General features: G+C 70.5%; 12 protein-coding genes. 1 reads left to right on the top strand and 11 read right to left on the bottom strand.

Annotated elements, in window-relative coordinates:
* Positions 1–15 precede the first annotated feature (15 nt).
* A complete protein-coding gene (locus tag ABIA33_RS12615) occupies positions 16–921 on the top strand; it encodes a sucrase ferredoxin (protein WP_370080551.1) in 906 nt (301 codons plus the stop codon).
* Between the two features lie 5 nt (positions 922–926).
* Here the strand turns inward: ABIA33_RS12615 and ABIA33_RS12610 are convergent, their stop codons facing one another.
* The 11 genes from ABIA33_RS12610 to ABIA33_RS12560 form a co-directional block, all read right to left on the bottom strand.
* The gene (locus ABIA33_RS12610; protein ID WP_370080549.1) at positions 927–1,631 is read right to left on the bottom strand and encodes a response regulator; all 705 of its coding nucleotides are present in this window, start codon (positions 1,629–1,631) and stop codon (positions 927–929) included.
* Positions 1,628–3,286, bottom strand: coding sequence for an ATP-binding protein (locus ABIA33_RS12605; RefSeq protein WP_370080547.1), 1,659 nt, complete (start codon positions 3,284–3,286; stop codon positions 1,628–1,630). The genes ABIA33_RS12610 and ABIA33_RS12605 overlap by 4 nt, the downstream gene beginning before the upstream one ends.
* Positions 3,287–3,531: 245 nt before the next feature.
* Positions 3,532–5,136, bottom strand: a complete 1,605-nt coding sequence (locus ABIA33_RS12600) for a cation acetate symporter (RefSeq protein ID WP_370080924.1) — start codon at positions 5,134–5,136, stop codon at positions 3,532–3,534.
* 41 nt (positions 5,137–5,177) lie between these two features.
* A complete protein-coding gene (locus ABIA33_RS12595; RefSeq protein ID WP_370080545.1) occupies positions 5,178–5,690 on the bottom strand; it encodes a DUF485 domain-containing protein in 513 nt (170 codons plus the stop codon).
* A 313-nt stretch (positions 5,691–6,003) separates the two neighbouring features.
* Entirely contained in the window at positions 6,004–6,720 is a 717-nt protein-coding gene (locus ABIA33_RS12590) for a response regulator (protein WP_370080543.1), read from the bottom strand.
* A 231-nt stretch (positions 6,721–6,951) separates the two neighbouring features.
* Positions 6,952–8,037 carry an ABC transporter substrate-binding protein gene (locus ABIA33_RS12585; protein WP_370080540.1) on the bottom strand — a complete coding sequence of 362 codons (1,086 nt, stop codon included), beginning with the start codon at positions 8,035–8,037 and terminating at the stop codon, positions 6,952–6,954.
* 58 nt (positions 8,038–8,095) lie between these two features.
* Positions 8,096–8,986: an ABC transporter permease gene (locus tag ABIA33_RS12580; protein WP_370080538.1), complete on the bottom strand. Its 891-nt coding sequence runs from the start codon at positions 8,984–8,986 to the stop codon at positions 8,096–8,098.
* Positions 8,983–9,843 (bottom strand): ABC transporter ATP-binding protein, encoded by an 861-nt coding sequence (locus ABIA33_RS12575; protein ID WP_370080536.1) that lies wholly within the window; start codon positions 9,841–9,843, stop codon positions 8,983–8,985. The genes ABIA33_RS12580 and ABIA33_RS12575 overlap by 4 nt, the downstream gene beginning before the upstream one ends.
* 212 nt (positions 9,844–10,055) lie before the next feature.
* On the bottom strand, positions 10,056–11,213 hold the full coding sequence (locus tag ABIA33_RS12570; protein ID WP_370080534.1) for a sensor histidine kinase: 1,158 nt from the start codon (positions 11,211–11,213) through the stop codon (positions 10,056–10,058).
* Between the two features lie 76 nt (positions 11,214–11,289).
* Complete coding sequence (locus tag ABIA33_RS12565) at positions 11,290–11,778, bottom strand: DUF1453 domain-containing protein (RefSeq protein WP_370080532.1); 489 nt, start codon at positions 11,776–11,778, stop codon at positions 11,290–11,292.
* Positions 11,779–11,942: 164 nt separating this feature from the next.
* The gene (locus tag ABIA33_RS12560; protein WP_370080530.1) at positions 11,943–14,081 is read right to left on the bottom strand and encodes a type IIA DNA topoisomerase subunit B; all 2,139 of its coding nucleotides are present in this window, start codon (positions 14,079–14,081) and stop codon (positions 11,943–11,945) included.
* Between the last annotated feature and the right edge of the window lie 141 nt (positions 14,082–14,222).

Here is a 14,222-nt window from a genome sequence, read left to right as displayed (position 1 = left end):
GGCTAACCTTGCCAGGTGAGCACATGCACCACCCTTTCGAGGGAGTTGACGGAGCCCCTGGGCGGTACAGCCGCCACGGGTGCCAGCTGGCTGCTCCTGGAGCAGCCGGGCCCCTGGGGTGCCAGGGCGCTCACTCAGAGCCACCTCGATCCGGACCTCGGCCGCACCCTCGAAGCCCGCGCCGCCGGGACGGATCTGCGCATCGCGCTGATCCGTCGCCCCGGCCGTCACGCCGACCCGCCGCCCGCGCCGACCCGGCAGGTCTACCTGGCCCACACCCGCCCCGGGCGGTCCTGGGTCCGCGAACACGTACTGGCGGACCCGACCGACCTGCTCGACCTGGACTTCGACGCGCTGGGCCGGGGCGAGCACGGCGGCGTCGGGACGGCGTACCAGGGCGACCCGCTGGCGCTGGTGTGCACCAACGGCCGTCGCGACCGCTGCTGCGCGCTGCTCGGCCGTCCGCTCGCCGCCGAGTTGGCAGCCGGCGGCCACGCCCAGGTCTGGGAGGTCACCCACCTCGGCGGCCACCGCTTCGCCCCAACCATGCTGGTGCTGCCCTACGGCTACGCCTACGGGCGGCTGTCCGCGCACACCGCGAAGGACATCCTGGAGGCGACCCGCGACGGTCGGATGGTGACCGAGTGGAGCCGGGGCCGTTCCTTCTGGGACCGTCCGGGCCAGGTGGCCGAGCTGGCGGTGCGCGAGGCGACCGGCGAGACCGCCGCCGAGGTACTGACGATCAGTCAGTCCACGGTCGCGGACGACGCCTGGTCGGTGCAGGTCGCCCACGAGGACGGCCGCCGCTGGACGGCGGAGGTCCACCGCACCGCTGCCGAACCCGCCCGCGCCGAGAGCTGCCTCAAGTCGCCCACCAACCCGGACCGCTTCGAGGTGCGGAAGCTCACATCGGCTTCCTGAGCAGGTCAGCCCGCCGAGCGGTAACGGTGCTCGGGCCGTCCGGTCGTGCCGTAGCGCAGCTCCAGCCGGGCCGCACCCTCCCGCACCAGGTAGGAGAGGTAGCGCTGCGCCGTGGCCCGGGACACCCCGGTGAGCTCGGCGACCTCGGCCGCGGACAGGTCGCGGCGGGCGGAGCGGACGGCCTCGCGGACCAGCGCCAGGGTGGGCGCGGAATGGCCCTTCGCCGGAACCGCCGGGAGCGGCGCGGGCCGCCCGGCGTTGAAGAGGGCGTCGACGTCCGCCTGGTCGGTCTCCGCCGCGGGACCGAGGGCCGCCATCCGGTGCCGCAGGTCCTGGTACGCCGCCAGCTTCTCCGACAGCGCGGCGAAGCCGAACGGCTTCACCAGGTAGCCGACCGCACCGAGCTGCATGGCCTCGCGGACCGAGCCCAGGTCGCGGGCGGCCGTGATCATGACGGCGTCGGGACGTTCGGCCGCCGCCTCGGTGGTGAGCCTGCGCAGCACGTCGTGCCCGGTGCCGTCGGGGAGGTAGACGTCGAGCAGCAGCAGGTGCGGACGCTGCGTGCGCACCGCTTCCAGCGCGGCCTCGACGGTCGCGACCTGACCGACCACCTCGAAGCCGGGGACCTTGTTGACATAGGCGGCATGGATACCGCTGACCCGGAAGTCGTCGTCCACCACCAGGGTGCGGATCGTCAGGGACCGGTTCACGGGAAAGCACCTCCTCCTGCCATGCTGACCAGCGGCGGCAGCCCGGTCGCCCACGCGGCCTCCTCCGGCACCGGCCGGACGTCGGGCAGCGGCAGCCGCACCTCGAACACGGCCCCCGGCCCTTCCGACACCTCGATCGTGCCACCGTTGCGCTGTACCAGTCGATGGACCAGCGCCAGTCCGAGGCCGCGGCGGGCCGTGCCACGATCGGGCCGAGTGGACCAGCCGTCCTCGAAGATGGCCTCAGCGGACCCCTTGGGGACCCCGGGACCGCTGTCCGCGACCCGGACCGTGATCTGCGTCGGGCCCTCCAGCAGTTCGAGCCGGACCTCGGAGCGGCCGGGGCCGGTCGCCGCCGCGTCGACGGCGTTGTCGAGCAGATTGCCGACGATCGTCAGCAGTCGGCGCAGATGCGCGGGCTGGTCCCCGAGCAGCGAGTCCTCGCTCAGGATCAGCCGCACTCCCCGCTCGGCGGCCACCGCCGTCTTGGCGACGATCAGACCCACCAGCAACGGGTTGCCGATGCGGGACCGCACCGACTCCGCCAGCAGCCGCTCGACGGAGCCGAGCTCGACGGCGTACTCCAGCGCGGACTCCTGCTCGCCGAGTTCCAGCAGCCCGGCGAGGGTGTGCATCCGGTTGGCGAACTCGTGCTGCTGGGCCCGGAGCGCGTCGGTGAGGCCGCGCACCGAGTCGAGCTCGCGCAACAGCCCCACCAGCTCGGTCCGGTCGCGGACGGTGACGACCGCGCCCAGCTCGCGACCGTGCAGCACCACCGGCATCCGGTTGACGGCCAGGCAGTGGCTGTCGGTCAGCACGGTGAGATCGTCGCCGACCAGGGAGCCGTCGAGGGCGCGCAGCAGCCGCCCCGGGGGAAGTACCTGGTCCAAGCGCGCGCCCAGTGCCGTGCCCAGGCCCAGCAGCCGTCGGGCCTCGTCGTTGACGACGCTGATCCTGCCCTTGGGATCGAGCGCGATCACGCCCTCCTTGATGCCGTGCAGCATCGCCTCACGGTCCTGCAGCAGCCCGGCGATCTCGTCCAGTTCCAGGCCGAAGGTGCTGCGCTTGAGCCGCCGCGCCAGCAGGTAGGAGGCCGTCGCGCCGACGGCGAGGGCGAGCGAGGCGTAGAGGGCGAAGGTCGGCAGCTCCCGGAGCAGTTGCCTGACCACGTTCTTCTCGGCGATACCGACCGAGACCTCGCCGACGAGGGCGCCGGACGGTCCGAACAGCGCCGCCCTGCCGTTCGCGGAGCGGCCGGTGGCACCGTCGTCCATGCCGGTGATCGCCGGATTGCTGAGGTCGGCGATCGGCTCCGCGACGCGTTTCCCGATCAGGTCCGGGTGCGGGTGCGAGTGCCTGATCCCGTGCAGGTCGACGACGACCACATAGAGAGCTCCGGACGCGTGTTCGATCCGGTTGGCGACGGTCTGCACCACATCGCCCCCGCCGCCGTACTCCATGGCGTTGCGGATCTGCGGGTCGGCAGCGGTGGTCTGGGCGATGGCCAGAGCCCGCTGCTCGTACTCCCGGTCCAGCTCGGCCCGCTGGGCCACCGCGAACAGCACGAAGCCGATCACGCTGGTGATGGCGAGGATCGCGAGCTGGCCCGCCAGGATGCGAGTGGAGAGCCTGTGGCGCTTGGCGCGCAGCGTCATCGACGGCCTCCCGGACTTGGGGCCGGCCCCATCGCCGAACCCGCGTGTCGGCGATTGTGCCTGGTGGGAGCGGCTTTGCCTACCCCCGCCCCGGTGAGCAGAACGAGCAGAACCTTCAGTACGAGCAGATCTCACGGAACCGACGCCGTGCGGGTTAGCCTGGAGCGGTCCCCCGGGCGCGCCTCCCCCGTCGCGCCCGGGGGCCTTGCCATGTCCGGGTTGCCACGTGGCGCGTACACCGTGGACTACACCGCGCCGGCGCCGGTCAGCGACCGCACCTCCAGTTCGGCATAGGCATCCCGGTCGGCCCTCTCCCGGGAGGTGACCGTCCCCAGCCAGCCGAAGAAGAAGCCGCAGGGGATCGAGGCGATACCGGGGTTCTGCAGCGGGAACCAGTGGAAGTCCACGTCGGGGAAGATCGCCGCCGGGCTGCCGGACACCACCGGTGAGAACACCACCAGCACCAGCGCCGGGATCAGCCCGCCGTAGATCGCCCAGGTCGCGCCGCGGGTGGTGAAGCGCCGCCAGAAGAGGTTGAACAGCAGCGTCGGCAGATTCGCGGAGGCCGCGACGGCGAAGGAGATTCCGACCAGGAAGGCAACGTTCAGCTTCTGCGCGTACAGGCTCAGCACGATCGCGACGGCCCCGATGACCACGGCGGCGATCCGGGCGACCACGACCTCCTGGCGCTCCGGCGGCGGCTCCTCGTCCTGGTGCCGGAACGCCCGCGCCCACAGGTCATGGGCGAAGGACGCCGACGAGGCGAGGGTCAGCCCGGCGACGACGGCCAGGATCGTGGCGAAGGCCACCGCCGAGGTCAGCGCGAACAGCACCGCCCCGCCGTTGCTGCCCGTCCCGCCGCCGAGGACCTCGGAGAGCAGTGGTACGGCGGTGTTGCCCGCCGCGTTCGACGCCCGTACCGCGGTGGAGCCCACCAGAGCGGCGGCACCCAGGCCCAGGACGATGGTCATCAGATAGAACGAACCGACCAGGCCGATCGCCCACATCGCCGAGCGCCGGGCGGCCCGCGCCGTGGGAACGGTGTAGAAGCGGGCCAGGATGTGCGGCAGGCCGCCGGTGCCGAGCACCAGGGCCAGGCCGAGGCTGACGAAGTCGAGCCGGTTGGTGCCGCTGCCCCCGTACTTGAGACCGGGCGCGAGGTAGCGGTCGCCGTAGCCGCTGCCTGCGGCGGCCGAACGCATCAGCGCGCCCAGGTCGCCGTGGAAGCGGACCAGTACCAGGACGCAGAGCATGGCCGTGCCGGCGATGAGCAGGACGCACTTGACGATCTGGATCCAGGTGGTGGCCTTCATCCCGCCGACCGTGACGTACACCACCATCAGCGCTCCCACGCCGATGATCGCCCAGGCCCGCGCCTGGCCGGAGTGCAGTCCGAGCAGCAGCGAGACCAGACTGCCCGCGCCGACCATCTGCGCCAGCAGGTAGAACAGCGACACCACGATGGACGAGATGCCCGCCGCAGCGCGTACCGGGCGTTGCCGCATCCGCATCGCCAGTACGTCGGCGAGGGTGTACCGGCCGCAGTTCCGGACCAGCTCGGCGACCAGCATCAGCACCACCAGCCAGGCCACCAGAAAGCCGATGGTGTAGAGCAGGCCGTCGTAGCCGTACAGGGCGATCAGACCGGTGACGCCGAGGAAGGAGGCGGCCGACATGTAGTCACCGGAGATGGCGAAACCGTTCTGCAGAGGGCTGAAGTCCCGTCCCCCCGCGTAGAAGTCCTCCGCTGCGCGGCTACGGCGACCGGCCCAGACGGTGATGCCCAGGGTGACGATCACGATCACCACGAACAGGCCGGTGGCCAGGGTCTGGTGACTGCCCGAGGCCATGGCGACTTCCCGGGGGCGGCTGACGGAGACGGGTGCGAGACTCATCGGAGCCGGTCCTGGGTCTCCCAGCGCAGTCCGAGCGCGGCCCGGTCACGCCGGTCACGGGCGTGCCTCGCGTACAGCCAGGTGATCAGGAAGGTGCTGGCGAACTGCAGCAGGCCCAGCAGCCAGGCCACGTTGAGCGGGCCGGCGACCTGGCGGCCCATCAGGCCCGGGAGCGTGACGGCGGCGACGATGTAGAGCAGATACCAGGCGAGGAAGGCGGCGCAGGCCGGGAAGACGAAGCGGCGGTACTCGCGACGGATCTCCTGGAACTCCTCGCCAGCCTGGACATGGCGGTAGATCTCGGCGGAGCTGGGGGCCGTGTCCGGCTCGACCATCGAGGGAGGGTCCCGGCGAGGCTCGGGATCGGGCTCGGGCTCGGAGTCCGTGTCCTGGACCTGGTCCCGGTCCGGTTCCCGGTCCCGGTCCCGGTCCCAGGCGAGGTCGAGGTGCGGCTCCGCGTCCAGCCCGGCGTCCAGCTCCGCCTCGGGCTCGTTTCGAGCCAGCGGCACGGTCTCTGACGTGACCTCAGAGTCCGTCGCGAGTCGCGCGCCGTCGAGCAGGTCAGGCGGCTCCTCGGGCCGTGGACGCGTCGGCGCCGACCACCAGTCGAAACCTTTCTCCTCCGACTGTGCCGGCGGCGTGGCCGCACGCGCGTCGGGGGCGGGCGTATCTGTGCGTTCCCGGTGTCTCAACAACTGTGCTCCCGCGTCGATGGAGTGACGGGAGCCCCCTCTTCAGCCCCACCCGTCGCCTCCAGCATGGTGAGCAGCCGGAACGCGTGTGGTCCGGTGTGCGGACGTTCACTCCATCAGGTGATGGGGGCTAACTGTTACCCGAGAGCCCATGCCGGTAGGCGTATCGGACCGCCTGGGCCCGGTCGCGAACCCCGGTTTTGGCGAAGAGGTTGTTGATGTGGGTCTTCACCGTGGCCATGCTGACGAACAGTTGCGTGGCGATCTCGGTGTTCGACAGACCGTCGGCGATCAGCGCGAGCACCTCCACCTCACGGGCCGTCAACCCGTCCGGCAGCGTCGGCGCGGACGGCGGCGCAGGTGCGGAAGGCGGATCGGCCGCGCGGGTCGCCGCCGCGGTCGCCGCAGGGGCCGCCGACCCGGCGATCCGCTCCAGCAGCCGGGCCTGGACCTGCGGCGACAGACCGCCTGCGCCCGCCCGTACGTCGGTGATCGCCCGGGCGATCTCCTCCGCCCCGGCGTCCTTGGTCAGATAGCCCCGTGCGCCGGCCTCCAGCGCGGGGAACAGCGAGCCGTCGTCCGCATAGGTGGTCAGCACCACGACCTCGGTCGAGGGGTGCGCCGCACGGATCCGCCGGGTGGCCTGCACCCCGTCGCACCGGGGCATCCGCAGGTCCATGAGCACCACGTCCGGCCGATGCGTCGCAGCCAGCTCGACGGCCTCCTCACCGTCGGCCGCGGCCCCTACCACCTCGATCCCCGGCAGCAGCCCGAGCAGCATCACGATCCCCTCGCGCACGACCTTCTGGTCGTCCGCCACCAGCACCCGCACGGCGTTATCGCTCACCCGTCAACCCTAGCCGCGCGCGGGGACGCCCGGGCGACTGTCGCCCGGGCGTCCCTGTGTGTAAGACCGACCGGCGAATGGGGGGCGGCGTCGCGGGCCGATGGCTCTCGCCTGGCCGGGTTGTCGTCAGTCGCCAGTGCTCCGCAGTGGCTCCTTCCTCCGCCCCGCCCAGACTCGGCCCTCGACCCGCTCCTTCACCCACCCCCCATTCGCCGGCCGGTCTAAGTCTGCTCAGCCGTTCGAGTCGGCGGGGGTGGTCGTGGTGGTGAAGCCTTCGAGCTTGTTGGCCGCGATAGCGAAGTCGTTGGTGAACGTCGTGCCGAGGTTTATCGACGAGGTCGCGTTGCCGACCAGCACCTCGGTGGCGAGGGAGGTCTTCGGGCCGCCGGCCGGCATGATGCCGTCCGGGAGGAACTGGCCCTTGTCCTGGTTCAGGGCGGTGATGTAGTCGTCCTTGGTCACCAGGGTGTTCGACACGAACGACGCCGGCAGGTTGTTGGCGATGTCGGCCGCGCTGTGGGTGTTGATCCAGTGCATGGTGGCGACGAGTGCGTCGACGACCTTCTGGGCCGCGTCCTTGTGGGAGTTCACCCAGTCGGTCCGGGCGAGGACGCCGGCCGCCGGCCAGGAGCCGCCGAGCGCGGCCTGGGCGCCCGCGGTGGTGGCCAGGTCGATCGCCGAGTAGGCGATGTTCTTCTTCTCGAGCGCGGTGACCGTCGGCTGCGTCGTCATGACGCAGGCGGTCTTGCCATTCTGCAGAGCGGCAACAGCCGTCGAACCCGCGCCGACGCCGATTCTGCTGTAGTCGCTGGTCTTCAGGCCCTTCTGGGCGGCCAGCAGCTTGGTCAGGGTGTCCGTCCCGGAACCCAGGTCGGTGACGCCGACCGTCTTGCCCTTGAAGTCGGCGGCCGAGTGGACGTTGCTGCCGTTGGTGCACATCACGCGCTCGCCCGGGGCGCCGGACAGCTGGACGATGTCCTCGACCGCCTTGCCCTTCGCCTGGAAGTCGATGGTGTGGTTGTACCAGGCTCCGGCCATGTCGACCTGCCCCGAGGCCATCGCGTCCTCCGCGCCGACACCGCCGTCGGACTCGGTGCTCAGCGTGACGTCGACGCCGTACTTCTTGTAGAAGCCGAGGTTCTGGGCCAGCTGGTACGGCAGGTAGATCTGCTTGTCGATGCCGCCGACCATCAGCGACACCTTCGGCACACTGGCGCCGGAGGCGGAGCTCTTGGAACTACTGCTGGACGAACAGGCGGTGGCCGTGCCGAGGGCGAGCAGGGCGACGCACGACGCCGTGAGGGTGCGCTTGAACATGGCTTGCCACGTTCCTTTCGGGTGGGGGGTGGGGGTGGAGCCGGGGAGCAACGGTGGGTCAGATGGCGTTCGAGGCTTCGGAGGGCGACGGCGGGCGCCACGAGAGCAGCCGCCGCTCGAGCCTGGTGATGAGGGACTCCGCTGCGAGCACGATGACCGCGATGACGAGCATCGTCGCGAACACCCCGTTGGGGTCAAAGTTGTTCTGCGCGGTCTTGATGACGAGGCCGAGACCGTTCTGGGCACCGAGCACCTCGCCTACCAGCGCACCGACGATGGCGAAGCCGAACGCGGTGTGCAGGCTGGCGATGATCCAGGTGAGCGCGGAGGGCACGATGACGTGCTTGACGATCTGCATCTGCGAGGCGCCGAGCACCTTGGCGTTGGCGAGGATGTTGCGGTCGACCTCGCGGACGCCCTGGAAGGCGTTGAAGAAGACCACGAAGAACACGAGTACCGCGGCGAGCAGGATCTTCGGTGTCGGGCCGATACCGAAGGCGACCACGAAGATCGAGCCGAGGACGATACGCGGGATCGCGTTCACGATCTTGATGTAGGGGCCGAGCACGTCGGAGAGGAACCGGCTCTGGCCCAACAGGACGCCGAGGAGGATGCCGGTGACCGCGCCGAGGGCGAAGCCGATGAGCGCTTCCTCGATCGTGACCCAGATGTTCTGGTAGAAGGAACCGAACTCGGTGCCGTGCTCGAAGAGGTCGATCAGACGCGACCAGATACCGGAGGGCTGCCCGAAGAAGAACGGGTCGACGATCCCCCAGGTGGTGAATGCCTGCCAGCCACCGAGAATCACGGCCGCGAAGCCGAGACGGGCAGCCCAGACCAGGGCGATGCGCCGTCGGAAGGCGCTCTTCGCCGCGGCTGCGGCCGATGTCTGCGCACGGTCGGCGACTGGAGCGGCGGATGTGGTGGGGACAGTGGGTGCCGTGCTCATGCCTTACCTCCAGCGGTGCGTGCGTACGCGCGCTCCACTTCCTCCCGCAGCGTGTCCCAGATCTGGTGCTGCAGTTCGAGGAAGCGGGGCTCGAAGCGGATCTCCTGGACCGAACCGCGCGGGCGAGGCAGGTCGATGTCGTAGACGGCCTTCACAGAACCCGGGCCCGACGTCATGACGACCACCCGGTCGGCGAGCGCCACGGCCTCGTCCAGGTCGTGGGTGATGAAGAGGACCGACGGGCGGCTCTGCTCCCAAAGACCGAGCAGCTCGTTCGACATGATCGCCTTGGTCTGCACGTCGAGCGCGCCGAACGGCTCGTCCATCAGCAGGATCTTCGGCTCGTTGATCAGTGCCGCGGCCATCGCCACGCGCTTGCGCATGCCGCCGGAGAGTTGGTGCGGATACCGGTCCTCGAACCCGGTCAGGCCCACTCGGCGCAGCCAGTCGCGCGCCGACTCCAGTGCCACCCGCTTGGCGACTCCGCGGAAGACCGGGCCCATGGCCACGTTCGCCAGCACGGTCTTCCATGGCAGCAGTGCGTCGGCCTGGAACATGTAGCTGACGCCGTCCGTGATGCCGTCCACTTCGCGGCCGCCGACCTTGACCGAGCCCTCGCTCGGCCGGTCGAGCCCGGACACCATGCTCAGCGTTGTCGATTTGCCGCAGCCGGTCGGACCGACCACCGCGCAGAACTGGCCCGGCTCCACGGTGAACGAAACGTCCCGCAGAGCCGTGAACACCTCACCGCTGGGTGTCAGGAACCGCTTGGTGAGCCCGGAAATCTCAATCCGGGCGCTCTCCTGATCGGTTCGGTCGGCGGTCGGGCTTGTCGCGACGATGTTTCGCGCAGCCATGAAACCGTCTCCTTTCTTGCCTCGGGGTCGAGGAAGACCGACGCTAGATGTCACCCCGTGTTACGTCACTGTTTCCCCTGTATCTCGCGTTAGCCGCGTTAGCGGGCCTATTGCTCGTTCTGCGCAACGCCTCATGAAGGCCGCGAGAACAGCACGTTGCGCGCGCCCACCCTCGACCGGGTGACGCATCATCAGATGAACCGCCGGGGCCCTCAGACCGGGAGAGTGAGCAGCACCTTGAAGCCGTCGCCATCCGGCCCCGCGTCCAGCGTCCCGCCCAGCAGTTCGGCCCGCTCACGCATGCCGAGCAGGCCCAATCCGCTCCCGCTCTCAGCCAGTTCGCTCATCGGCCGGCCCTCGACCGCCCCGTTGCGCACTGCCAACTCGACCGTGCCGTCGAGGTACGACAACCGAATGGCGCAGACCGCGCCAGGGGCGTGCTTGCGCGCGTTGGTGAGCGCCTCCTGCACCGTGCGCCGCACGGCGACCCCGGCCTCCGCCGCCAGCGGACGGGGCTCCCCCTCCACGGTCAGCGCAGCCCCCTCGTTCCTGGCGAGGGACTCCAGGAACTCGCTGACGGGAGCGAATTCGCCGCGCAGCGCCGAGAGCGCCTGCCGGGTCTCGGCCAGGCCGTCCTGCGCCATCCGCCGGGCCGCGACGATTCGTTCGCGCAACTGCGCCCGGTCCGCGCCGGCGTCGAGCATCAGCCGCGCCGCCTCCAGGTGCACCAGTTGAGCGGAGAGGCTGTGGGCGAGGACGTCGTGGATCTCGCGGGCGATCCTGGCCCGCTCCGCGAGGGCCGCCGACTCGGCCTCCGCCGCGCGCGCCGCGCGTTCCTGGGTCAGCAGCCGCTGTGTGGTGGCGCGGGCCTCCCAGTCCAACCGAATCACATAGCCCATCACACCGAGGCCGACGATGAGCCCGACATTGCCGAGCCAGGAGGAGGGCTTCGGGACCAGGACCAGGAAGAGCACCGTCGCGAGCGCGGTCGTGGGGACGGCCACGACCAGCGGCATCCGCTGGGCGGTACCCATGGCGATACCGCAGACGAAGATCAACCCGATCACCGGAGCGCCGACGGCCACGGCGAGCATCGCCATCGCCAGAACCAGGGCCAGCCAGGCGAGCGACCTCTCGATCCGCATCTTCGGAGCGCTGCCCAGGAAGCCCCAGAATCCGACCATCCCGAGCACGGAGGCGCCGGCGACCAGCCACACCGACCATCCGCGGAGATGCGCGGACCCGAAGGTCGCCAGGATCGCCGCGCCGATGCCGAGGTATCGCGCAGCGATCGCCACCCGGCGCCGGGCAGGCGCGAGGCCCTCCCGGTTGAGTGCCTCCCGGGAGGGCCAGTCGGTCCAGTTGTCCACGCCGCTCCTCGTCGGTTCCCGCGTTCCGGCCCCCGAGTTCCTGCCCCGAGTTCCTAACCCGAGTCCTGCGTCGCCATCAGCCCGCGGCAGGGACACCGTACGACGGCTGCAGCTCGCGTGCCCTCCAGCTGACCACGGCGGTCCGCACCAGGAGCACGGCCGCCAGCGAGAGCAGCAGCGCGCCCTGGCCGGTGGCGACGCCGAGCGCGGAGCCGATCACGGCCAGCAGCACCCGCACGACGACCATGCCGATCCAGGCCGCCAGGGTGGCCTTGGTCCCCTTGGACCAGACGCCGCCGGACTCGTCGCGCCAGATCCGGGTGGTGAAGCCCCAGGCGAAGCCCACGCCGACCTCCAGCACGATGCTGATGACCAGCAGGGTCATGGAGGTTCCCGGGTGGGCCCGGTCCACCAGGTGGTGGTCCCTGAAGGCGAGGAAAGCGAGGACCGCCGGGATGATCAGCATCCTCCGGGTGTCACCGGTGACCTGCCGAGCGCTGAACTGGCGGGCGACGACGTAGCCGACAACCGCGATGATCAGTGCGACGTTCGCTGTGCTGTTCATGGCCTGCTCCGAGGTGGTGGGCTCGCTCCGACACTCCCGAAGGTACGGATCCGCGCAGCTCAGAGCCTCGGCGCAGGGGTGGAACGGGAGATGGAGACGGCCCTCCACCCGAGGGTGGAGGGCCGTTGGCGCGTGCCCGAGGCCGATGCCCGCTCGGGTGCCGGTCAGGCGTCGATGCGGGAGCGGTCGAGCAGAGCGGCCGAGTCCACGATGAACTCCTTGCGCGGGGCGACGTCATTGCCCATCAGCAGCCCGAAGACCCGCTCCGCCGCCTCCAGGTCCCCGACGTTGATCCGGCGCAGGGTCCGGTGGCGCGGGTCGAGCGTGGTCTCCGCGAGCTGGTCGGCGTCCATCTCGCCAAGGCCCTTGTAACGCTGCACCGGCTCCTTCCAGCGCTGACCCTTGCGCTGCAGTTCGAGCAGCGCGTTGCGCAGCTCGCTGTCGGAGTAGGTGTAGATGTACTTGTCCTGGCCCTTGCGCGGGTTGGAGAGCTCGATCCGGTGCAGCGGCGGGACCGCCGAGAACACCCGGCCGGCCTCGATCATCGGCCGCATGTACCGCTGGAACAGGGTGAGCAGCAGGGTACGGATGTGGGCGCCGTCGACGTCGGCGTCCGCAAGCAGGACGATCTTGCCGTAGCGGGCCTGGTCGATGTCGAAGGTCCGGCCCGAGCCCGCTCCTATCACCTGGATGATCGCGGCGCACTCGGTGTTCTTGAGCATGTCCGAGACGGACGCCTTCTGGACGTTGAGGATCTTGCCCCGGATCGGCAGCAGCGCCTGGAACTCGGAGTTGCGCGCGACCTTGGCGGTGCCGAGCGCCGAGTCCCCCTCGACGATGAACAGCTCGCTGCGGTCCACGTCGTCGCTGCGGCAGTCGGCCAGCTTGGCGGGCAGCGAACTGGTCTCCAGCGCGGTCTTCCGACGCTGGGCCTCCTTGTGCTGCCGGGCGGCGACGCGGGTGCGGGCCGCGGCGACGACCTTCTCCATGACGGCGCGAGCCTGTGCCTTGTCGTCGCGCTTCGCCGAGGTGAGGAACGCCTTGAGCTCCTTGGCGACGACGGCGGCGACGATCCGGGTCGCCGCGGACGTGCCCAGGACCTCCTTGGTCTGGCCCTCGAACTGCGGCTCGGCGAGCCGGACGGTCACGACCGCGGTGAGACCCTCGGTGACGTCGTCCTTGGTGACGTCGTCCTCGGCGACCCGGAGCAGCTTGGCCGAGCGCAGTGCCTCGCCCACGGTCTTGGTGAGCGAGCGTTCGAAGCCGGCGACATGGGTGCCGCCCTTGGGGGTGGCGATGATGTTGACGAAGGAGCGCAGGGTCGTGTCGTAGCCGGTGCCCCAGCGCAGCGCGATGTCCACCCCCAGCTCGCGAGTGACCTCGGTGGGGGTCATGTGCCCGAGCTCGTCGAGAACCGGCACGGTCTCCTTGAAGGTGCCCGTACCGTTGAGGCGCACCGTGTCGCAGACGGCCTTGTCGGGAGCCAGGAAGTCGCAGAACTCGGCGATGCCGCCGTCGAAGCGGAAGGTCTGCTCGTCGACGGGGGCACCGTCGACGGCGCGCTCGTCGCGGACCACGATGGTCAGGCCGGGGACGAGGAAGGCGGTCTGGCGGGCGCGGGCGTGCAGGTTCTCCAGGGAGAGCCGGGCATCCTTGAGGAAGATCTGCCGGTCCGCCCAGTAGCGGACCCGCGTACCGGTACGGCCTCGCGGGGCCTTGCGGACCTTGGTGAGGCCGCCCTCGGAGCCGGCCGCAGGGGTGAAGGCGTCGTCGGGACCGTCGCCGCCGAAGCTGCCGGGGGCGCCGCGGCGGAAGCTGATCGCGTGGGTGTGGCCCACCCGGTCGACCTCGACGTCCAGGCGCGCGGAGAGCGCGTTGACGACGGAGGCGCCGACGCCGTGCAGGCCGCCGGAGGCCGCGTAGGAGCCGCCGCCGAACTTGCCGCCCGCGTGCAGCTTGGTCATCACCACCTCGACACCGGACAGTCCGGTCTTGGGCTCGACATCGACCGGGATACCCCGGCCGTTGTCCCTGACCTCGACCGAGTTGTCGGCGTGCAGCAGGACGTCGATGTGGTCGCAGTGGCCGCCGAGCGCCTCGTCCACGGAGTTGTCGATGATCTCCCAGAGGCAGTGCATCAGTCCGCGGCTGTCGGTGGAGCCGATGTACATGCCGGGCCGCTTGCGTACCGCCTCCAGACCCTCGAGGACGAGGAGGTGCCGCGCGGTGTAGTTGGAACCGTCGTGGCTGGAACCCCCGGCGCCCCGGAGGGCGGCGGTCTGCACGGTCGTTTCGGCGGTCACGCGCGTACTACTCCTCGTTCTCGGGTCCGGCTCGGACCCCGGCGGGGCCGGTTCGGCGCTACGCGGAGCGCGAACACGGGCTCTTTTCCTGGCTCCGGATCGGGCCACCAGTGCACCATGGCGTCAATGCTGCCGGGATGC

Source organism: Streptacidiphilus sp. MAP12-16, from assembly GCF_041262165.1.
Taxonomy (GTDB): Bacteria; Actinomycetota; Actinomycetes; order Streptomycetales; family Streptomycetaceae; genus Streptacidiphilus.
Note: the sequence above shows the minus strand (reverse complement) of the source record. Positions and strands in the feature narration are given on the sequence as shown.